Source organism: Myroides sp. C4067, assembly GCF_038039665.1.
In the GTDB taxonomy this organism is placed as follows: domain Bacteria; phylum Bacteroidota; class Bacteroidia; order Flavobacteriales; family Flavobacteriaceae; genus Flavobacterium; species Flavobacterium odoratimimum.
Genome location: NZ_JBBPHJ010000004.1, coordinates 203,510 through 224,757, shown reverse-complemented (window position 1 = coordinate 224,757; position 21,248 = coordinate 203,510). Strand labels below are relative to the sequence as shown.

Here is a 21,248-nt window from a genome sequence, read left to right as displayed (position 1 = left end):
AATAAAAAGACAATGACAAAATATTCTATACTTACACTAGTATTATTAAATGCTGTTTTAATAAGCTGTAATAAAGAAAATAAAACTAATGAAGAGGTTTCTACTACACAAGAATGCCTTTCAGAAGCTATTAAAAATACCTTAGATGTTGAAAAAGTAACTCTAAGACCTATAGAGCGAAGTATTACACTTAATGGATACATTGATTACAATCAAGATAAAACTGTTCCATATCATAGCTTAGTAGATGGATTAGTTGCTAATACTTACTTTTCGTTAGGAGACTATGTAAAGAAGGGACAATTATTAGCTGAAATAAAAAGTACTGATACGAATGAGATATACAGTGAGTTAAAAAGTAGTGAAGCTGAATTAAAAGTAGCTAAGCGCGAGTTAGAATCAGTAGAATCAATGTATAAAGATGGGATTGCTTCTCAAAAAGAGTTAATCGAAGCTCAAGAAGAAGTCAAAACACTTAATAGTAAAGTAGCTGCAGTAAGAAGTAGTCTAGCGATATTCAATAGTCGTGGCGAATCTGGAGTAGTAAATGTAGTAGCTCCTCAGTCTGGTTATATCGTTACAAAAAATGTAAGTACAGGAATGACTGTAAATGCAGGTGATGAACCCCTATTTACAGTAGCTGATTTATCTGATGTATGGATTATGGCTAATGTATATGCCGCTAATATGCGTCATGTACAACCAAATCAAGAGGTAAAAGTATCTACCCTAGCTTATCCTGATGAATACTTTGCAGGAAAAGTAACTAAAGTATCTCAAGTATTCGATACAGAAGAAAGAGTCTTAAAAGCTCGTATTTCAATGGAAAATAAAGAGATGAAATTAAAGCCTGGAATGTCTGCTGATATCATTATTCAGTTAGAAACAAACGAGGGTAAATCTCTTGCCATCCCTAATACCGCTATCATATTTGATAACAACCAAAATTATGTGGTAGTCTATAAAAATGATTGTGAACAAGAAGTTAGAAAGATCACCCCTGTCTCTAAAAACAATATTTATACCTATATAGCAGATGGTGTAAAAGAGAATGAGATGGTTGTAACTACTAATGAATTACTTATTTATGAGCAGCTAACTAATAAATTGTAATTCGTAAAAGCCTTTATTTATGCAAAAATTCGTCAAAAATATAGTATCCTTTTCACTTAAAAACACATTCATCGTCATCTTCGGTGTATTGTTATTATTGTTTGGAGGGATTTATAGTTATATACACACGCCTATTGAAGCTTTTCCTGATGTGACTAATACTCGTGCACGTATTATCACACAGTGGCCTGGTCGTAGTGCAGAAGAAGTAGAAAAGTTTATTACCCTTCCTATTTCAAAGGAGGTTAACACCATTCCTAATAAAGCAGAGGTAAGATCTATCTCTTTATTTGGGCTATCTGTTGTAACAGTATTGTTTAATGATGAAGTAGATGACTTCTTCGCTCAACAATATGCTTCTAACAGAATGGGAAATGTAAATCTGCCTGAAGGAGCTGATTTTGAAATAGAGCCGCCTTCTGGAGCAACAGGAGAAATCTTTAGATACATCATTAAGAGCGATCTTCCTATCAAAGAAGTTACTGCTATTCAAGACTGGGTAATAGAACGAGAATTACTATCTGTACCTGGAGTGGCAGATGTAGTAAGCTTCGGTGGTGAAGAAAAGATATTTGAAATACAGATAAACCCTACTGAATTAATCAATTACGACTTATCTCCTTTAGATGTATACGAAGCCGTAGAAAAGAGCAATATTAATGTAGGAGGAGATGTTATCCAACGTGGTGATCAAGCTTATGTAGTAAGAGGTGTAGGATTATTAGACAATGTTGAAGATATCGAGAATATCCTTATCGAGGTAAAAGGAAGTACTCCCATTCTAGTAAAACACGTAGCTAATGTCGTGGTATCAGCCAAACCACGCTTAGGGCAAGTTGCTTTTCAAGATGATGATGATGTCGTACAAGGAATCGTAGTAATGCTTAGAGGTGAAAACCCAAGTGCTGTTATCGAAGGGCTAAAAGATAAAATAGCAGACTTAAACGAGCGTATTTTACCTAAAAATGTTCAAATAGAAACAGTAGTAGATAGAACGAACCTTGTAAATACAACAGTACACACCGTATCTAAGAACTTAGTAGAAGGTGTTATTTTAGTATCCATTATTGTATTTATTTTCTTATATAATTGGCGTACTACATTTATCGTTGCTTCTGTTATTCCACTGGCTTTCTTATTTGCTATCATCATGCTGAAGATACAAGGGTTACCTGCCAACCTAATTTCAATGGGAGCATTAGACTTTGGATTGCTACTAGAAGGAACTTTAGTTATTGTAGAACATGTCTTTGTAGGTCTAGAGAAACGAGCTGAACAAGTGGGAATGGCAAGGTTTAATAGAATGTCTAAACTAGGTACTATTAAGAAAAGTGCAAGTAGTGTAGCGAGATATATTTTCTTTGCACTATTAATTCTAATCGTAGCCTTAATGCCTATTTTCTCTTTCCAAAAAGTAGAAGGAAAGATGTTCTCTCCCCTAGCCTTTACGTTAGGTTATGCTTTATTAGGATCCCTAATATTGAGTTTGACTTATGTACCAGCGATGTGTAAACTTTTACTGACTAAAGATATCAAAGAACGTGAGAATGTTATCTCTCGATTCTTTAAGAACAATATCTATAAGATGTTTAACTGGAGTTTTACTCATAAGAAGTTAACTCTTTCTATGTTTATAGGTTTACTTGTTATCTGTGGAGTTAGATTTCATTATTATGGTTCAGAATTCTTACCTAAGTTAAACGAAGGAGCTTTATATATTAGAGCGACATTGCCTAGTAGTATTAATCTAGATGAATCTGTAAGATTAGCTAAAGAAATGAAAGCTAAAATTAGAGAATTCGATGAAGTAAAATTTGTCTTGACTCAAACTGGTCGTCCTAATGATGGTACTGACCCTACAGGATTCTTTAATATTGAATTTCACACTGAACTAAAACCAGAAAGTGAATGGACGCGTAAGATAACAAAAGACAAACTTCTAGAAGAGATTCGTCTGAAATTAGAGAACTACCCTGGTGTTAATTTTGGATTCAGTCAACCCATACAAGATAACGTAGAAGAATATGTAGCTGGAGTAAAGAGTTCTCTTGTAATTAAGATATTTGGAGATGATTTATTTGAGTTAGAAAAGTATGCAAATCAAGTAGCAAAAAGTATCAAAGATGTTGAAGGTATTACAGACTTAAATGTATTTAAGAATATTGGGCAACCAGAATTGAGAATTAAGCTGCATGATCACAAAATGGCTAAATATGCTGTAACTACAGCAGATGCTCAGGCTGTTATAGCTATGACTATTGGTGGACAGGCAGCTACTACACTATATGAGAATGAAAGAATGTTTGATGTTGTACTTCGTTTCAACAAAGAATATAGAGATTCTGCTGATAAAATCGGGGATATTTTAATTCCTTCATTAGATGGTAAACAAGTCCCACTAAAAGAGATTGCTACGATAGATTATCACACAGGACCTGCCTTTATCTATAGAGAAGGTGGTAGTAGATATATCGGTATAGGGTTTAGTATTGAAGGAAGAGATTTAGGAAGTACTATCGCTGAAGCAAGAGCTAAAGTAGAGAAAGAAGTAAAACTGCCTGCTATCAATAAAATGGAATGGGCAGGAGAGTTTGAAAGTAAAGAACGTGCTGCAAATCAATTAATGCTTGTTGTTCCTGTTTCTTTAATTCTAATTCTTGTGTTGTTGTACTTCAACTTTGGTAATGTAAAAGATACTGCTATAGCAGCCTTAACTATTCCTTTCGCTTTTATCGGTGGTTTTGTATCACTTTGGGCAACTGGCACGATATTTGGAATATCAGCAGGGATAGGATTTATTATTCTTTTTGGAGTAGCTACTATTGATGGTATTGTACTTATTGGAGTTATGAGAGAAAACTTACAACATCGTATGCCATTAAAAGAAGCAATAAAAGAAGGAGTAAAAAGCCGAATAAGACCAGTAGTAATGATTGCATTGATGGGGTCTATGGGATTACTTCCAGCAGCCTTATCAAATGGAATGGGATCTGAAATACAGAAACCATTAGCAATTATGATCGTAGGAGGACTAATTATCTGTATGATTTTATCCTTTACTATCTTACCACAAGTATTCTATTGGGCTTATAGAAATAAGAAGTAGATTTTTTCATATATATTTTTTTGGGGACACTTTATCCTAAAGATGGAGTGTCCCTTTTTTATACTTTATTATCTCTTTTAAACTGTAATGGAGTTAGGGCAGTGTGCTTCATAAAATACTTCGTAAAATGACTAGCATCAGTAAAACCAAACTCTAATGCTATTGCTGATAAATTATGATCACTATGCTTAATTCTCTTTTTGATCATTTCTATTTTTAAACCATTTACATATTGTGTCAGACTCATCCCCATATTGGTTGAAAAATAGTTTCTAAATCCTGACTCTGAAAGACCAAATTCATGACTTAAATGCTTTACTCCTAAACAATCTGGCAAATGAATATAAGCATGAATATAATTCTGTATTCGCTCTATTTTAGAAGTATTATATTGTTCTGCTAATACTGTCGATTGAGAGGTAGATTGATCCATCAGAATTAGTACACTTCTCAATAAGTTAGTATGTAATTCTGTCGTTCTATGATCATTCTGTTCCCACTCTGTAATCATTAAATCAACAATTGAAATAATCTTATTAACCAACTCTATATCAATACTATTTTGTTTGCTAACTTCCCACTTCCTGCCTAAGTTAATCAGTAGGTTATCCCAATAATCTGTTATACTAGAATTAACTCCATCTTTAACTGCGCTAGGCAAAAACTTGATGACTCTAAATCGTGTTTGTTCTTCTTTGTTCTTTATTTAAATCGTGTATACCACTCCCCTCACTGATCAGCATTAATTCATAATGATTGTGATTATGGTAAGTAAATGGCCACTCTTCTGTGCGAAAATGCCTTAAAAACAAAGGTTCGAACTGTACTAACTTCATCTTACAAACATAGCGAAATATACTATTAATATAACAGAATATACAAAAGTGTATTTGATAACTCTACTACATTTGCCAACTTAACAAACTAAACAATATGTCAATCAAAAACAAAGAAAAATATGCTATCCCTATTATGGCATTTACTGCGGGGACTATTGTAGCTAATGTCTACTATAGCCAACCCATTCTAAAAAACATTGCTGAAACACTCGGAGAATCTGAAGCTACAGTAGGCAAAGTATCTATGCTAGCTCAGATAGGTTATGGTATAGGTATGTTCTTCCTACTTCCTTTAGGAGATAAGATCAATAGAAAAAAATTAATCATTGCGATATCCATCATACAGATATTTGTATTAATGTGTATTGCTAATACCACTCATTTAAACTTCTTGCTAATCTTGAGTTTTTTAGCCGGGGTATGCTCTACTCCTGCCCAAATTATCTTACCTATGGCAGCTCTGTTAAACAAAGAGAATAGAGGGAAAAGTGTAGGGATTGTTTTTAGTGGAATACTATGTGGTATTCTTGGCTCACGTCTAGTCAGTGGATGGTTAACAGATCTATGGGGATGGCAGAGCGTCTTTACTTTCTCTGCAATTATGATCTGCATTAGTATTATATTGATGTGGCAATTTCTACCTAATGCACCTATTAAGTTTAAGGGTAGTTATATTCAGTTATTGCAATCTACACTACGCTTAGTCAAAGAACACAAAACACTGCGACAAGCCGCCTTATTAGGTTCCTTAACCTTTGGGATTTTCTGTTCTTTCTGGACTACACTTACTTTTCACTTAAGTGGAGCGCCCTTTAACTATACCCCTTCTATGATAGGTATGTTTGCGATAGTCGCTATCGGAGGAGCCTTAGTAGCCCCTTATTTTGGTAAATTAGCAGATAAAGGACAAGTCTTTCAAAACTTGTTCCTTACTATATCATTAGTAATTATTAGTCTTGTGGGAATGCTTATTTTCCCCAACTCTATTATAATCTTGATTATCGCTATATTCTTATTAGACATTGGAGTCCAAGCAACACAAATCACTAATTTTACTCGTATCTACGCGCTTAGTGAAGAAGCTCATAGTAGATTAAACACAGTCTATATGACTGCTTATTTCATAGGAGCTGGTATAGGAACGTTCTTTGGGTTGATTAGCTGGAGTATCAATGGATGGCTCGGATCCTTAACCCAAATGCTGTTGTGGAGTTTCTTAGCACTAGGTATTGTATTTCTATCTAAAAAAGGAAAACTATAGTCCCCACTTTATTGGTTTAACCTATAGCACTCTAGAGTTAAAAGATGTAACTTTTAATTCTAGAGTGCTATTTTAATATAATGACTACTCCTAGTATATTTATCGATTGTAGAATCAAAAAAATAGTTTATATTGAACTCACTATTAACTAACTAAACGATTATACAATGGGGATTTTTGATATTTTTAAAAGAAAACCACCTGCTGTTGAACCAACAGATACTTGTGATTACACTCAAATATGTAGTCATAAGGAAGCAGAAAGACATTTTAATAAAGGTCATTTAGATAAGCTACATCTTATTGGTTTAGTTTTTGGTGGAGATGACTCCCCTTTTAATATTTTATATGTTTCACCAGAAGCTGCTCTTCAAAAAAGAGAAATAGATAATTATATTGTTGACTTACTTCAACAAGGCTATAAAGTACAATACAAAGCTTTTCCGGAGTATAAAGGCAATAGTTTTGTTCCTTCTAAGGTTATTATAGAAGTAGATGGTGATCAAGTATTCACAAAAGAAATTGAAATATGGTAAGTAAAGACATGGAGAATCATAGAATATACAGCACCTCCTTTGCGAGTGTCTATCCTCATTATATTACTAAAGCAGAAAAAAAAGGCAGAACAAAAGAAGAAGTAGATAAGATCATAAAATGGCTTACAGGGTATAATCAGGATGATTTGAAGCAAATAATAGAAAAGAAAGTAAACTTTGAGGATTTCTTTGCTAATGCTCCTCTCATGAACCCTAATGTTAAGCTTATCAAAGGAGTTATCTGCGGTTACCGCGTAGAGGATATTGAACATCCACTTATGCAAAATATACGCTACCTAGACAAATTAATTGATGAACTCGCAAAAGGAAAAACAATGGAAAAAATACTTCGAACTTAAACAACTATGGGGGGAGCATGGGGATATAAAGCATTAGAAAGCGATGATGGATTTGACACAATTAATTACATCGAAGACTATATCGAGGATAATTATTCCTCATCTGATAAGTTTCACTTAGATCTAGGGAAGCTAGTCCAAAGACTACAAGACATAGGGGCTCTAGGTAAGAGCTTTGACGATATAGATTTTTACTATGATAATACAGCTATGGCTTTAACGGAGCTATACTTTATTTTTAAAGATGATGGCTATCTTCATTACGGTAATGGTAATGAGATCCAAGAAGGGCTTAAGCTACGTCTAACCGAATTTAAGGGAGATAAATTAGCCCTAGGATTCTTACTGCGATATATGCAAGATATGATAAATGAAGTACCTGATGAAGATGGAGAAAGAGAATCTGTTGAATTATGGAGAGACTCAGACTGTTTTGAAGAATGGAAAGAACATTTAAATAGGTTAGCAAAAAGATTAGAACATGAACTAAAATAAAAGCCTCTAAAAAATAGAGGCTTTTCTATAATACAATTCTTCCTTTTATAATTCTTAATTTATTGTCTTCTCTCAATCTCTTAATACTCCTGATTACCGTTTCTACTCTTAAACCTGTCATGTCAGCAATTTCTTGTCGAGTTAAATCTACAATATACAGCTCCTGTTGAATCAAAGGATGTTGCCAATTGGTCTTTAAGTAATTTAATAACGTTAGTACGCGCAATTCTGCATCCTGAGCAGAAATCTTAGGTGCCATCACTCCTTGAAAATACAATTTCTTAGATAGATTATAGTTTATCAGTAAAGAGAAATCATGATCCTCCTTAATAAGGTTTAGAAAGTTTTCTTTGTCTAATTTTAATACTTTTGTCTCTTCAACAGCAATGGCATTACAGATATAGGTTGTCTCTAAAAATATAGTTCCTTCTCCGAAGTTTTGTCCTTGAGAATAAAAACTAAATATAAATTCTCTACTATCATCGTCGTCATAAATATTTAACTTCACTTCTCCATTTACGATATAATAAAAGTATTCTGCCTTCATGCCTTTTTCAAAAATGAAATCATCTTTTTCATAAACAACTGTCTCAGCCCCATATTTTTTTAATAATCTCATATTCATCATAATGATAAATTATTGGTCAATATTAAATATATCACATTATATGCCAGAACAAGAATATATATTGTTAATTAAGTAGTTCAAAAAGAGAATAATTGCTAGTGTATGATTATTATCATATAATTAGCTCATACAACTCAATTATGTGTTAAAAATAGATTAAACTTAACAGTATAAATACAACCTAAATTATATTTTTAATCAATAACTGTATCTTTTCTTTAGATATTACCCACTCATCGTCTAATATACTATAGTAAGCCGCATTACGAGTAGTACCATCATTCTGTATTTTATCCTTTCTCAGAATACCTTCAAAGACTCCTCCTATCTTCTCTATGGCTTTTCTAGAGCGAATATTAGTATCTTTCGTTTTCAGTTGTACACGATTTGTTTTTAGTACTTCAAAGCAATAGGTTAAGAGTAGTAATTTACACTCTAGATTTACTACACTCCCCCAATACTCTTGTGTTATCCAAGTCCACCCTATTTCTAACTTCTTATCTGCTTCATATATCTCAAAGAATCGTGTAGAACCTACGATCTTCTGTGTTCTTTTATCGATAATAACGAATGGATATTGTATTCCTTTTTCTCTTGCAGCTAAAGCATTTTGATAGTTGTCATAAAAAATATCTCTATCAGAACAATCTGTAGGTACTAATCTCCAAAGTTCTTTATCCGCACTAGCTTGATATAATTCTTCTAAATGTTCTTTTTCTAAAGGAATAAGATCTACCGTTGTACCTTCTAATACTGTTGGATATGGAATCCATTGTGTGTTGTTATTTTTAGCCATAATTATTTATATAACTTCCCTATTAATTAGTAAGGAGTAAATGTATAACAAACGAGTATTCTCTTTTAGTTTGTTGTTATAAGAAGACATCAAGCAACATAATCAATACACCAGCTTACTGTTTTATAGAATGAAACTACAAAAAACGATGTCTCAATATCCATTTAATCATTTTAGAGAGGCAATGGACTTAAATACTTACTTTTGTACTCTAATTAAAACATAAACATGAATTGTACACTGTGTAATACACCTTTAAGTACTAAGGCAGATGAAGAGTATTATATCTGCCATACGTGTAATGCATACCTAAAGGATGAAGTACTTTACTTTGATCAAGACAAAGAAAAAAGCCACTATGAATGTCATAATAATGATGTGAATGATATCGGTTATCAACATTTTACAGCTCCTGTAACGAATACTGTATTAGCACACTGCACACCAGCTATGCTAGGTCTAGATTATGGATGTGGGAAAGGCCCTGTAATTACAAAACAACTGGTAGAACAAGGCTATACTGTCGATCTTTATGATCCTTTCTTTCATCCAGACCTTACTTATCTAGATAGAGTATATGATTATATCTTTAGCTGTGAAGTATTTGAGCATTTTTATACCCCTTATAAAGAAATTGATAAACTAACGAAGATTTTAAAACAATCAGGCTTACTCATCATTAAAACGCATTTGTTTACAGAACAAGCTGATTTTAAAAATTGGTATTATCGCAAGGATCAAACCCATGTTTTTATTTACACCTTCAAAACTATTGAATATATAGCAGAGCATTTTGATTATCAAATTGAGACGCTTACCGAGAGATTAGTTGTCTTACGAAAAAAATAAGAGGCTATGTATTAGATACTAGCCTCCTTTATTAATTTATCACATTGCTCTTTCCAGTTGTCCTCTCCTATCCAAATTCCCTTAACATCAGAATATCTGTTAATATCATTTAGAGCGTTTAAATCGTCGTCTAAATGCCAAATAAGACCACTACCACCTATAGTGTAGCTTTTATCTGCTCTATTGGTAAATATAATATGCTTATGCGCGATACCTATTTTATCTGCTAGTAAGAATAAATCATCATTACTTCCCCCTCCATTCATAGCACAAAGCAATTCATTATACCTCCCCGTTACGATAAAAACGTCTATTCCTTTATTAGTTAACTCTTTTGCATATTGAGCTACTTCTGCTTCTGTCAATGTTCCATCAAAATCAAATGATACTCTCATTTTATTGTTTTTTTGTGATGCTGTGATATCGTGATATTGTTTTGTGATTTTACTCTTTTAAGGAGATATTTTGTTTTACAAGAAAACAACATCACATAAACATCTAGACCCACATCCCTTTTTTCCCTTTATAAAAACGAATAGTTCCAGGGCCTATAAAGGCTATAGCTAAGGCAGCTAATAGATATAATAAGTTCAGCTCAGCATTTACCCCTCCTGTATTAGGATCTAAGCCAAAGCTTCCCATTCCCTTTACTAAGAATAGAGACATAAACATCGTAAATGCTATAATAGAAGCAGAAATACGTGTAGCAAACCCCACCAGTAAAAATATAGGTGCTACTATCTCACCGATAGGCACTCCTATCCAAAGCAGCTCTGGTAGATTATGTGCTTTCAACTGGTTAATAATAAAATCATGTCCATGTATTAATTTATGGATCCCGTGGAAGATCATTAGTCCTCCAACACCTAATCTCAATAGGAATTTTCCAAAATCTGCATTCATATACTACTGTTTTTTTGTAATTCTGTTATTTCGTGATTTTGTAATACAAAAAACCGAAATAATACCTTGTGTTAATTGATCTTTCTTAATTCTCCTTAAAGTCTTGTGACTTTGAGATATATTAGCTAGTTTTAGTTGGTCTTATTTCTATTTTACTAGGAAGCACACGAGGATTCATCGCTAAGATATCTACTACCAACTGTCCCATATCTTCTGGCTGTATTTTCCAGTGATCTGCATCAGACGGCTGGTGGTTATTAAAATTAGAAGTCACAGAACCAGGCAATATTGTTGTCACCTTTACATCTGCATTTCTAAGGTCTAACATAGCTGCTTGAGTAAAACCTACTACACCAAACTTACTAGCGTTATAACCACTTCCATTAGCGAAAAAGTTTATCCCTGCTAGACTGGCAATACTGATATAATACCCTTTGTGCTGCTTTAATTGCTTTACAGACGCCTTTAAAGTGTGAAATACCCCAGTTAGATTCGTATCTATCATTGTATTCCAATCCTCAAGACTCATATCTTCTATAGATGAGAAGATACCAACTCCCGCATTGGCAATCACAATATCTAATTTTCCGAATTTCTCTACGATTAGTTCCACTGCCTTCTCTTCATCTTCATACTTCCTTACATCAGATTGAATTGCTAATATATTATCTGTATGCTTTAATTCAGCAATAGCTTCGTTAACTGTATCTATATTCCTACCTGATATTGCTACTTTATATCCTTGTTCTAAAAGAGCTTGAGCAATTCCCTTTCCTATACCTTTAGTACCTCCTGTGATGTACACTACTTTTTGCATATACTATTCTTTATGGATTATTTAAAGAATAAAGATATAAAAAAAGAACTATTCTCTCTTGTCATAAAGGCTCATACATTGTTTTTTTTTATACTCTAATTTGGCTAGTGACATATTTGGATTTAAATTAGCGACGATAAAAACAACTATAGTAATTATGAAGAACAAATCAGTATTATTCTTTTTGCTAGCTGGAAACATCATGTTTGCACAACGCAACTTTGATATGACAGAGGCTACACTAGGACAAGGTAGACAGTTTGCTACAGAAAGAATACTTCAACCATCTTGGAAGAATGACAATACCCTGAGTTTTGTAACTAAAAATAGAGATAGCCTTTTAATAAAAAGTCAAGCTAACAAATGGGAGTCACAAACAGCTCTTACTGCTAAACAATTAGAAGAAGTAATCAATAATACAGTTAAAGGGACTACATTTAACCTTAGAATCATCCCGACTAACCTAACTTGGTTAAATGACAATGAAATCGAGTTTTATACTCCTGATTCTACTTTTAAATCAAAGTATTACTTCAAGGTTAACCTTACTGATAAAAAGGTAGTCAACTCATTTAAATTTGATCTTAATGGTGACCAACAAATCATCTCTCGCAATGGAGATCACATCGCTTGGTTACAAGATAATAATATCGTAGTGACTACTAATAAAGGTGGTGATGTTAAAGTAACTGATGATCCTGCTCTAGATATCATCAACGGAAGTAGTGATACTCACCGCAATGAGTTTGGTATAAAAAAAGGAATGTGGTGGAGCCCAAAACAAGACCAACTTCTATACTATAGAAAAGACCAAAGTATGGTGACTTCATACCCTATCATTCAATGGAGTGAGCGCGTGGCAGAAGTAAAAAACATCAAATACCCTATGGCTGGTATGGCTAATGAGCAAGTATCATTAGTAATCTATGATGTATATACTGGTAAAAAGGTAACTCTACAAACTGGTGAAGCAGACCAATTCCTAACCATGGTTACTTGGGATCCTTCAGGAAACTATGTTTATGTAGGAGTTCTTAATAGAGAACAAAATCATTTAAAAGTAAATCAATACAACGCTGCTACAGGTGCCTTTGAAAAAACGTTATTCGAAGAAAAATCTAAAACGTATACAGAACCTTCTAATAGTCTAGTATTTGTACCTGGTGCACCTGATCAATTCTTATACTTCTCTGAAGTAGATGGATATAGACAACTATTCTTATACGACACAAATGGCAAGCTAATCAAGAAATTAGGGCATGAAAACGTGATAGTAAACGAGTTCTTAGGTTTCGACGAAGACGCTAAAAACCTTTACTATATAGGAGTTACGAATCAAGGATTAGATAGACAGTTATTCAAAACAAACCTTAAAAAAGGTAAAACAGAACAGATCACTACGTTATCAGGAACACATAGTGTTGTCTTAAACAAGAGTAAGTCATTGTTCTTAGATCAGTTTAACAACTTAGAGACCCCTAACAAAGTTACTATTGTCAATGCTGATTCTAAAAAAGAGCAACAAGTGTTAGAGTCTAAAAATCCTTTTGATGGTGTTGTGACAATGCCTAAGACAGAGATTAAGACGATTACAGCTGCAGATGGAAAAACTCCTTTAAATGCACGTATCATCTACCCTACTAACTTCGACGCAAACAAACAATACCCTGTGATGGTATACGTATATGGAGGGCCTCATGCACAGTTAGTAACCAACACATGGTTAGGTGGAGCGAACTTGTTCTTTAACTATATGGCACAGCATGGCTACATCGTATTTACGGTAGATAGTAGAGGTAGTTTTAATAGAGGACGTGACTTCGAACAAGTAATCCACAGACAATTAGGTCAAGCTGAGATGGCAGATCAAATGAAAGGGGTAGATTACTTAAAATCAATTCCTTATGTAAACCAAGATAAGATAGGTGTATATGGATGGAGTTTCGGAGGTTTTATGACTACAACTTTATCTGTTAACCACCCAGAAGTATTTAAAGTAGGTGTAGCAGGTGGCCCTGTAATGGATTGGAAAATGTACGAAATCATGTATGGAGAACGCTATATGGATATGCCAAGCGAAAATCCTGATGGATACGAAAAAACAAGCTTACTTAACAAAGCAGATAAAATAAACAACAAGCTTTTAATTATTCATGGAGCTCAAGACCCTGTAGTGGTTCAGCAGCATTCTATGGAGTTTATAGAAGCGGCTATTAAAGCAAAGAAACAAGTAGATTACTTCTTATACCCTTCTCATGAACACAATGTTATGGGAGTAGACAGAGTTCACTTAAATGACAAGATAGCACAGTATTTCTTTGATTACCTAGAGAAACCGAATACAAAATAGTATTATCATAAACAGTAAAGCCGAGACATAGTTCTCGGCTTTATTTTTTATACATACTACTTTATAATAAAATATATTATCTATTACTTTCTATCCATTCATATAAATCACTTAACTTCTTCCCTAGTGTTGCAAGATTAGTTCTTAAATGAAGTGCTGGTATTTCTTTATCTTTTTCTCTGTGGGTAATAGTTCTGATACATTTGGGGCATCTATAGTGATCATGGGATGCTGTTGTTCTAATATAAGTACATCCTAGAAACTTTAAGTATGCCACCCAATCTTTAGTTTTAACAGGTCTATTATTTCCCATCCTCCTATTCTTTAGACTACATCTAGTTCTAATGTTTTTAGACTAGGTCTTTCAAGCCCTTGTAGGACACCATTATCATCTATAGAAACCTTTGAGTAATTCTTTTTATGTAATTTATCATTTTTAAAACCTAGTGATTGGATGTAATCAACTTTTTCTTTCAGTGATATTTTATTTAAATCCTCTATAAAAACATTTACATTATACTTAAAATCATCTAAAGCCTTATCTTCAGATTCTCCATATCCACTTATTAGAAATGAAGGAGAAATAGCTACATAATACTCACCATCTTTACCGCTAGCCACCACAACTTCTAGAGACGTAATTAAATTCTTTTTAATTCTTATTGTCTCTTCTAAATCTCTTAAATGAATCATTATATCTCTGCGTTTTTAAATATATTAGAATAACCACATATAATATCAAATACAAATTTACCAAACTAAAGCATTAATAAACAATATTTTATAATATATTTCTGTTATATCTATTCTTAATAATAGTACTCCATGCTTCGCTTGCTGATTCTAGGAGTATGCTAGGGGTCTTCTTCGAGTTTTCTAGCCTAAAAGGCCGTTTTGTCGAAGAAAGGTGCAAGCATACCTCTAGCACTCCCCAAGCATATCCTATCAATACATATAAAAGAATCATAAACAACTCGATTATAAATAGGTATGTAAAGAATAACTGCAATAGCATAAATTCAGCTAAACGAAAACAAACTTAACTACTGAGCAGAATTGTATTAATCATACATCGATTAGAATATATTGGTCTCTATTTCTGTATCAGATTATACTCTATTGCCATTTTAATAGCTGTACTCAGATTAGAAGTTTGAAACTTCTCGATTAAGTTTTTGCGGTGACTCTCTACTGTATGATGGCTGATAAACAGTTTCTCTGCTATCTGGTTTGTGGTTAGACCTGATGCGGCTTCTATTAAGATTTCTTTCTCACGGCGAGTCAGTTTTGGGATTTGCTTTAAGCCTACTTCTTCTTTTTTGTCTAAGACTATTTTAGACTGTGAACAAAGGTATTTTTCTCCTGCAAATACAGTTTTAATTCCTGAGATAATCTCTTCTACAGAAGCATTCTTCTGAATGTACCCCTTCGCTCCTTCTGCTAAGCTACTATTAATAACAGCATATTCATTGTGCACACTCAACATGATAATCTCTAACTGAGGAAATTTCTGTTTAAGTGGTTTAATTAACTCCAATGTATTGATATCTGCTAAATTGATATCTAATAGTATAATATCCGTGTCTGTAGTTAAGAGCCCTTGCATCATGCTTTCTTTATCCGAAAAACAAGCGACTACTTCTATTTCTGATTGATACCCTAATATATTTTTTAATCCTTCTAATAATAAAGGATGATCGTCTGTAATGGCAACTTTTATCATAATTACTTTTTAGGAAATTTAAATTCCACACTTGTTCCTATATTTTCTTCTGAGTGTACAGCTAATGTACCTTTCATAAACTGTATACGCGATTGTATATTGTGGAAGCCTGCTGACTTCTTTAAGTCTAATTTATTAATATCAAAACCTCTTCCATCATCTTCTACTGTGACAATAATCTCGTGTTCTTCTTCTACCAACTGAATAATAATCTGAGAGGCAGCAGCGTGCTTTATAGCGTTGTTTACTAACTCTTGTATAATGCGATAGACTAACAATTGTTGATCTTGAGATAGAGAATTCGTATAGCTCAAAAATTCGATATGAATATCTAAAGTATCATTAGACATACGAATTCCAAATTCGTCTAAAGCTTCTTTTAAACCATAATTAACCAATAAATCAGGCATTAAATTATGTGCTACCTTACGAAGTTCTGTGACTGCAGCATCTATCTGATTAATGGATTTATCTAATCCCTGCTTAGCCTGACCTTCTACTTTATCATTTAACTGCGTAAGATGTAATTTGGTACCTGATAACAGACCACCTAAACCATCGTGTAAATCACGAGCCAAACGCCCTCTCTCTTGCTCTTGTCCTTCTAATAGAGCCGTTAAAGTAGATATTTTAGAATTTTGTTTTTCTTGTTCTATGGCTAAGTTATGTAGCGTATCTCTCTGCTTCATCGTCTTTAGACGTTGTCTATAGGCATATAACAATAAAAACACGACTAAAATAAAGAATATCATAGAAGCAACGTAGAAGGTGTTGAGCTTATCCTTATAAGCTACAATACTCTTATAAGTCAATAAGTCCTTATTCTTCTGTTCTGTTTCTAACTGTGATAGACGTAGTTGCTGTGCATTCTTCTGTGCTTCAAGCTCAGAAAATTTTAATCTACTACGTTGATTCTCTTCTGTCAATTTTAGATTGCTCAACAGTTGTTCTCTCTGCTGAGCTAAAGCGCTCATCAGTTGAATCTTTTGTGTATTTTGATCCGATTGAAACTGAAGTTTGATCAGCTTCTGTTGTTGTCTTTCTTTATCAAACTCAGCTTCTAATTTCTTTACAATTTGTAGTTTATCTTGGTTATAAAGCTTTTTGAATAGGGCTAAATACTCTTGTTGATAGTAAAAAGCTTCCTTATAATTCCCTTGTTCTACATAAATCTCTACTAAGGATTCGTAAATATTCAATTCTATATTGTGATCAACAATACTTGACTTTTGGATAGCTTGTTGCGCTTCTAATAAATATAATATAGCCGCATCACTATCACCATTAGCCAAATGGATAGTAGAAATAATACCATACGAAGAAGCTATATGATCTGCTTGGTCTATTTTCAGGGCAATCTGATTAGCTTTTTTAGCGTATTCTAAAGCTTTCGTACGATAACTATCTGGGAAAGAATATAGGTATAAACTCGCTAAATTATTATTGGCAAAAGATAAATCAGATAAGTTATACATTACGTCCTTATTCTGATTAAAGATGTCTATCGATTGCAAGAAATATCGCTCCGCTAAATCTCTATAATTAATATCTGAAGAATGACTCTCATATAGACGATTATACAGATTCCCCATTTGCATAAAGGTTGTAAACTTTACTTGCGGATCTGACTGTGATAACGCATATTTAAGTGCTGTTTTAGTATACTTTTCATGTAGCTCTTTCTCTCCTAACTGACCATAAATAACACCTAACTCACTATTAGCAAATGCTTTTCTCTTATTTAATGTAGGCGAACTACTAGCAGCCTCATAAAGCTTAATAGCTGATATAATACTGTGTACAGCCTTATCCTGCTTACCATCCCTACTGTATAACCATCCCTCACAATAAGCTACATAGCCCTTAGTCTCGGCATCGTTTAACTTTAGGCTATACTGTTTGGCTAATTCAAGGCTTTTTACTGCACCCAAATTATTCTCTCTAATACGCCTATTTACAGCCTCTATACAATATAATATACTTACACTATTATAATCTCCTTTTTTTAAGGCTGTATTTAGATTTTGGGTGAATACCTGCTCAGCTTTATCATATTGTTTATTCGTATAAAGAGCAGAAATATAAGACACTACCACAGTATTCTGAACAGTACCAGTACTTACTTCTGCTTTATACTTTTGTTCCCAACTTTCTAAAGATTGAGCAAGCACAGGCTCTATGGCAGTAGCCAATAACACAAGTGTCAAAAGAGAAACTCTCTTCATGCTCAACTTTAAATGCGATAAGGTATATAAAGATTTCTTCAAAAAATACAAGATATTAGGTATTACGCTCAATACAAATATATTTATTCTGTTTCTTATTGAAATAAATATCTATAAAAGGCTCATATTGTAATCCTATTTGATATTTAAACTCTAAGTTTTCATCCCATTGCATCGGAGTATCTTCTTCTGGCCAAATCATAGCCCAGCCTCCTGCATATCCATATATTCCCTCATTATGATACATCGGATGGCTCTGCATCCATAAGTCTATATAATCGTCATTATAAATAGATTGTAAATCAGATAGATCATCACTATTACAGTCATTATCTATAACCCACTGTTGAACTTCAGCATCTCCAAAATGCATCAAATGCTCGAAGTTTGGGTATACTTGTTGAATTTTAGTTGTTAGAGCTGTGTATTTCTTTAAATCTATTGATTGGATATCAATGGATTCGAACGAGAATATTTCATCCTTCTCTATTAAAGCCATCCATTGATTTAGGTATTTGATTATAAAGCTGATACTTTCTTCTTCATTGACATAAGCGATTTGCTCATCACCTGGTATTGCTTTTACAAAAAGGTGTGATTCTCTGATCAAAGTCTGCGCTTTCTCTTTTAATTGTTCTAAGTTCATTTATTGTTTTTTAAACTTATATTTTGGCAAAGAAGTCAAACTTTTTCTCTGCTATTAACTTAGGTTCTTGATTCGGATGTTCTTCATATACTTCTATATGGATCACTTTCACATGAGTAGGTATCCTATACTCCTTTTCTTCACTGTAGTTATACCCAGCTATAGAAGCTCCTTCTTTACCAGCTATATGCTTAATATTTACATAGTACTTAAGCGTTATACCATTGCCAAACTGTTCTCCTTGTTCAAAGCGTATCTTAGAAACTTTGCGAATCTGTAACCCTCTAGACTTAATATTCCCTTGTATGCTAAATCGCAACACTTTATCCTCTTTAGAAACTAAAGAAACAGCAGGTACAAATCTCTCTGTAACCTCCTGATAAGTGGTATAAGTATGTTGTTTACCTGTTTCAGGCACTTCTCTTGTCACTTGTTTAGGTGCAGTATATATCGCTGAGACTTGCAATGTTTGAGCCTTAATCTGACAACCAAATAAGCTAAATATAGATGCTAAAATCATAAGGTATTTCATTGTTCTAAGGTAGTACAAGCATTCAAGATTAAACATCCCTAATTACAGTGGTTTTAGAGTTATAAAACTATTTATTATAATTTCTATCTGTTATCTCTAATTTATCTAATAATAAGTTTGCCTTAGCTCTTATTTTATTCCATACTTGATGCGTATTCAGATATTCTCATTCCCAAAGTTCTTGAGGAATATCATCTATCTCCTTCTTAAACTCAAGTAACTCCTGTCTTAACAAAATATCTATTCTTTTATTTCTAAAGACTGTTTCAAAAATAACTGGAGTGAAGGCATAATCAATTTCAGATTCTAATTCAAACAAAGGATCAAATGTAGGTTCTGATAATTCGTCTAATTGACTAACATTCAATGCAAACAATATAATTGAATTTATCAGACATGAATAATAAAAATCAACGTGTTGGTCATAATCTATCTTTCCACTTGGTTCTTCTTTTGGTTTCTTTTTAAAACAGAAAAGTGATTTTAAATTAATTTTCATCATAACTTTATCTTTATATTTCTTGGAAATGCTCATCACCTTTCTATTCTTCTAAATACGCTCTACCCGTATAAATATCTATATAATAACTTACTGTTTCACCTTCAAGTTTTACTTGAACTAAACCGTCTGAATAGATGTATTTATAAGCCTTCACACCTATATTTTCCTTCTTTATCTGATTGTAAAGTGTATAATTCTCATCCTTCTCTTTCTGCAAGGCATAAATACCTTTAGCAATATCCAAAGCAAGTATAGAAGTGTACTCAGGCTCTATACTCCATAGTTGAGCGCTTTTATCCCATACCCCATACTTACTATCTCCCTCTGTGCATTCTATATTGACAAGATACAATTCATCACTATCGGTATAATACTTTACTGAAGCGACCTTCTGATGAGGTATAACCATTTCTTTAGCAGGCCATACAAGCCTCCCTATTTGATCTGACACCTTAAAACTATCCAAATCAAGCTGTTCTAGCACTTGCCCGTTTATATCTAGATACAACCAATCATAAGCCCAAATATCGTGATCATAATTAAAAACACCTATTAAAAAATAAGGAGAATTGTGAATAGAATACACAAGGGTGGCATTCTTTATAAAGGCTACTTGTTCTGTTGTAGCCTTTGTAATTTCTTTTGGAAAGGCTTTATCATATTGAGGATATGGGTAGACACTTCCTGTATTTCTATCTTTTAATAACTTAGGAACGATTGGTTCAAAGCGTTCTTGCATCAACTGATCAAGTACAAGGTCTTCATTACCACACTTTATAGTAAGCGTATTAATACCTTTTAAGCCCTGATATATTGCTTTCTTCTGCTGTATATCATAAATAGAAAAAGAACCATTAGAACCTTTTATAAATCGCTTATCAGCTAAGGTTGTGATGATATCAGACTCCTTTTTCTTTAAATATTGATTCTTAATTGTATAAATTGTCTCATTCCAATAAATATGCTCACCATCTACTGCTTCAGGATTTAGAGTGTAACTATCTTCTAAATAAGGGACTTCTTTTTGCAATAAGATCTGCTTGGTTTCAATTACCCCAATCTCTATACTATGATAGGTTTGTTCTTTTTTAATAGCTCCACCTAAGATATTCCACTCCCAATTCCAAATAGGCATTTTTCTCTCATATTCCCTCTGTTTCTTATAGAATGTCAGCCCATTCACCACTTCTACCTCTATCTCACTCTCTCCTACTTCAAGTACTTCTTTTCCATTGGTATCTATAACAACAGAAGCTCCCTTATTATCTATAACCATCGCATAACCTGTCGAAGTATAAGCAGATGCGCTGTTATACTTTATCCCGTTAAAAGGTTTTAAATTATCCTTATTTACATAGATGAAGTCATTCTGTTTAGTTAAAAACGGAATAAGTTGAGTAGGTTCTACTTGAGGCATATTTAAAGAGGATTTGTCTTTTCTCAATTGAGCATAAGTTATAATAGATATCAATATCAAAAGGGTACTTAATACAGCTACTTTCATACTTTTCATTTTTGTATTGGATAAGTAACAATATTAAAGAGATAAGCAGAAGGAGACAATCCCT

Annotated in this window: 23 protein-coding genes; 8 read left to right on the top strand and 15 right to left on the bottom strand. The window is 33.3% G+C overall.

What is annotated here, in order from left to right; all coding sequences use genetic code 11:
- The first annotated feature begins 12 nt into the window (after positions 1–12).
- Both AABL87_RS04490 and AABL87_RS04485 read left to right on the top strand, forming a co-directional pair.
- Complete coding sequence (locus AABL87_RS04490; RefSeq protein WP_341277013.1) at positions 13–1,113, top strand: efflux RND transporter periplasmic adaptor subunit; 1,101 nt, start codon at positions 13–15, stop codon at positions 1,111–1,113.
- Positions 1,114–1,132: 19 nt separating this feature from the next.
- Positions 1,133–4,219 carry an efflux RND transporter permease subunit gene (locus AABL87_RS04485; RefSeq protein ID WP_286420880.1) on the top strand — a complete coding sequence of 1,029 codons (3,087 nt, stop codon included), beginning with the start codon at positions 1,133–1,135 and terminating at the stop codon, positions 4,217–4,219.
- A 58-nt stretch (positions 4,220–4,277) separates the two neighbouring features.
- Here the strand turns inward: AABL87_RS04485 and AABL87_RS04480 are convergent, their stop codons facing one another.
- Complete coding sequence (locus AABL87_RS04480; RefSeq protein ID WP_341277012.1) at positions 4,278–4,880, bottom strand: helix-turn-helix domain-containing protein; 603 nt, start codon at positions 4,878–4,880, stop codon at positions 4,278–4,280.
- A 13-nt stretch (positions 4,881–4,893) separates the two neighbouring features.
- On the bottom strand, positions 4,894–5,055 hold the full coding sequence (locus AABL87_RS04475) for an AraC family ligand binding domain-containing protein (protein WP_341277011.1): 162 nt from the start codon (positions 5,053–5,055) through the stop codon (positions 4,894–4,896).
- Between the two features lie 97 nt (positions 5,056–5,152).
- Between AABL87_RS04475 and AABL87_RS04470 the strand changes: the two genes are divergently transcribed.
- The 4 genes from AABL87_RS04470 to AABL87_RS04455 all read left to right on the top strand — a co-directional run bounded on the left by AABL87_RS04470 (position 5,153) and on the right by AABL87_RS04455 (position 7,709).
- Entirely contained in the window at positions 5,153–6,319 is a 1,167-nt protein-coding gene (locus AABL87_RS04470; protein ID WP_341277010.1) for an MFS transporter, read from the top strand.
- Positions 6,320–6,486: 167 nt separating this feature from the next.
- Positions 6,487–6,855, top strand: coding sequence for a hypothetical protein (locus AABL87_RS04465; protein WP_341277009.1), 369 nt, complete (start codon positions 6,487–6,489; stop codon positions 6,853–6,855).
- Positions 6,849–7,214 carry a DUF2200 domain-containing protein gene (locus AABL87_RS04460; RefSeq protein ID WP_341277008.1) on the top strand — a complete coding sequence of 122 codons (366 nt, stop codon included), beginning with the start codon at positions 6,849–6,851 and terminating at the stop codon, positions 7,212–7,214. The genes AABL87_RS04465 and AABL87_RS04460 overlap by 7 nt, the downstream gene beginning before the upstream one ends.
- A gap of 6 nt (positions 7,215–7,220) precedes the next feature.
- Positions 7,221–7,709 carry a DUF4259 domain-containing protein gene (locus AABL87_RS04455; RefSeq protein ID WP_341277007.1) on the top strand — a complete coding sequence of 163 codons (489 nt, stop codon included), beginning with the start codon at positions 7,221–7,223 and terminating at the stop codon, positions 7,707–7,709.
- A gap of 25 nt (positions 7,710–7,734) precedes the next feature.
- Here AABL87_RS04455 and AABL87_RS04450 read toward each other — a convergent pair whose 3' ends face one another.
- Together AABL87_RS04450 and AABL87_RS04445 are read right to left on the bottom strand one after the other, a co-directional pair.
- Positions 7,735–8,328: a Crp/Fnr family transcriptional regulator gene (locus tag AABL87_RS04450; protein ID WP_341277006.1), complete on the bottom strand. Its 594-nt coding sequence runs from the start codon at positions 8,326–8,328 to the stop codon at positions 7,735–7,737.
- Positions 8,329–8,518: 190 nt separating this feature from the next.
- Positions 8,519–9,133 (bottom strand): GNAT family N-acetyltransferase, encoded by a 615-nt coding sequence (locus tag AABL87_RS04445; RefSeq protein WP_341277005.1) that lies wholly within the window; start codon positions 9,131–9,133, stop codon positions 8,519–8,521.
- Between the two features lie 228 nt (positions 9,134–9,361).
- Here AABL87_RS04445 and AABL87_RS04440 point away from each other — a divergent pair, with 228 nt between their 5' ends.
- Positions 9,362–9,982, top strand: a complete 621-nt coding sequence (locus AABL87_RS04440; protein WP_341277004.1) for a class I SAM-dependent methyltransferase — start codon at positions 9,362–9,364, stop codon at positions 9,980–9,982.
- A gap of 11 nt (positions 9,983–9,993) precedes the next feature.
- Here the strand turns inward: AABL87_RS04440 and AABL87_RS04435 are convergent, their stop codons facing one another.
- The 3 genes from AABL87_RS04435 to AABL87_RS04425 form a co-directional block, all read right to left on the bottom strand.
- Positions 9,994–10,377, bottom strand: a complete 384-nt coding sequence (locus AABL87_RS04435; protein WP_341277003.1) for a hypothetical protein — start codon at positions 10,375–10,377, stop codon at positions 9,994–9,996.
- Positions 10,378–10,480: 103 nt separating this feature from the next.
- The gene (locus tag AABL87_RS04430) at positions 10,481–10,885 is read right to left on the bottom strand and encodes a DoxX family protein (RefSeq protein WP_006258887.1); all 405 of its coding nucleotides are present in this window, start codon (positions 10,883–10,885) and stop codon (positions 10,481–10,483) included.
- Between the two features lie 121 nt (positions 10,886–11,006).
- Positions 11,007–11,702, bottom strand: coding sequence for an SDR family oxidoreductase (locus AABL87_RS04425; RefSeq protein ID WP_006258888.1), 696 nt, complete (start codon positions 11,700–11,702; stop codon positions 11,007–11,009).
- Between the two features lie 157 nt (positions 11,703–11,859).
- Here AABL87_RS04425 and AABL87_RS04420 point away from each other — a divergent pair, with 157 nt between their 5' ends.
- A complete protein-coding gene (locus AABL87_RS04420) occupies positions 11,860–14,052 on the top strand; it encodes a S9 family peptidase (RefSeq protein WP_341277002.1) in 2,193 nt (730 codons plus the stop codon).
- 76 nt (positions 14,053–14,128) lie between these two features.
- Here AABL87_RS04420 and AABL87_RS04415 read toward each other — a convergent pair whose 3' ends face one another.
- From AABL87_RS04415 to AABL87_RS04380, 8 genes are all read right to left on the bottom strand, one after another.
- Positions 14,129–14,365, bottom strand: coding sequence for a hypothetical protein (locus AABL87_RS04415; protein ID WP_006265267.1), 237 nt, complete (start codon positions 14,363–14,365; stop codon positions 14,129–14,131).
- A gap of 11 nt (positions 14,366–14,376) precedes the next feature.
- Positions 14,377–14,745 carry a hypothetical protein gene (locus tag AABL87_RS04410; RefSeq protein WP_006263552.1) on the bottom strand — a complete coding sequence of 123 codons (369 nt, stop codon included), beginning with the start codon at positions 14,743–14,745 and terminating at the stop codon, positions 14,377–14,379.
- A 400-nt stretch (positions 14,746–15,145) separates the two neighbouring features.
- A complete protein-coding gene (locus AABL87_RS04405) occupies positions 15,146–15,775 on the bottom strand; it encodes a response regulator transcription factor (protein ID WP_006258892.1) in 630 nt (209 codons plus the stop codon).
- A 2-nt stretch (positions 15,776–15,777) separates the two neighbouring features.
- Positions 15,778–18,072, bottom strand: coding sequence for an ATP-binding protein (locus tag AABL87_RS04400; RefSeq protein WP_445929833.1), 2,295 nt, complete (start codon positions 18,070–18,072; stop codon positions 15,778–15,780).
- On the bottom strand, positions 18,056–18,646 hold the full coding sequence (locus AABL87_RS04395; RefSeq protein WP_341277000.1) for a hypothetical protein: 591 nt from the start codon (positions 18,644–18,646) through the stop codon (positions 18,056–18,058). Before AABL87_RS04395 ends, AABL87_RS04400 begins: the two co-directional genes overlap by 17 nt.
- 16 nt (positions 18,647–18,662) lie before the next feature.
- Entirely contained in the window at positions 18,663–19,214 is a 552-nt protein-coding gene (locus AABL87_RS04390) for a hypothetical protein (RefSeq protein ID WP_341276999.1), read from the bottom strand.
- A 130-nt stretch (positions 19,215–19,344) separates the two neighbouring features.
- Complete coding sequence (locus AABL87_RS04385; protein WP_341276998.1) at positions 19,345–19,680, bottom strand: hypothetical protein; 336 nt, start codon at positions 19,678–19,680, stop codon at positions 19,345–19,347.
- A 40-nt stretch (positions 19,681–19,720) separates the two neighbouring features.
- A complete protein-coding gene (locus tag AABL87_RS04380) occupies positions 19,721–21,184 on the bottom strand; it encodes a hypothetical protein (protein WP_341276997.1) in 1,464 nt (487 codons plus the stop codon).
- Positions 21,185–21,248 lie beyond the last annotated feature (64 nt).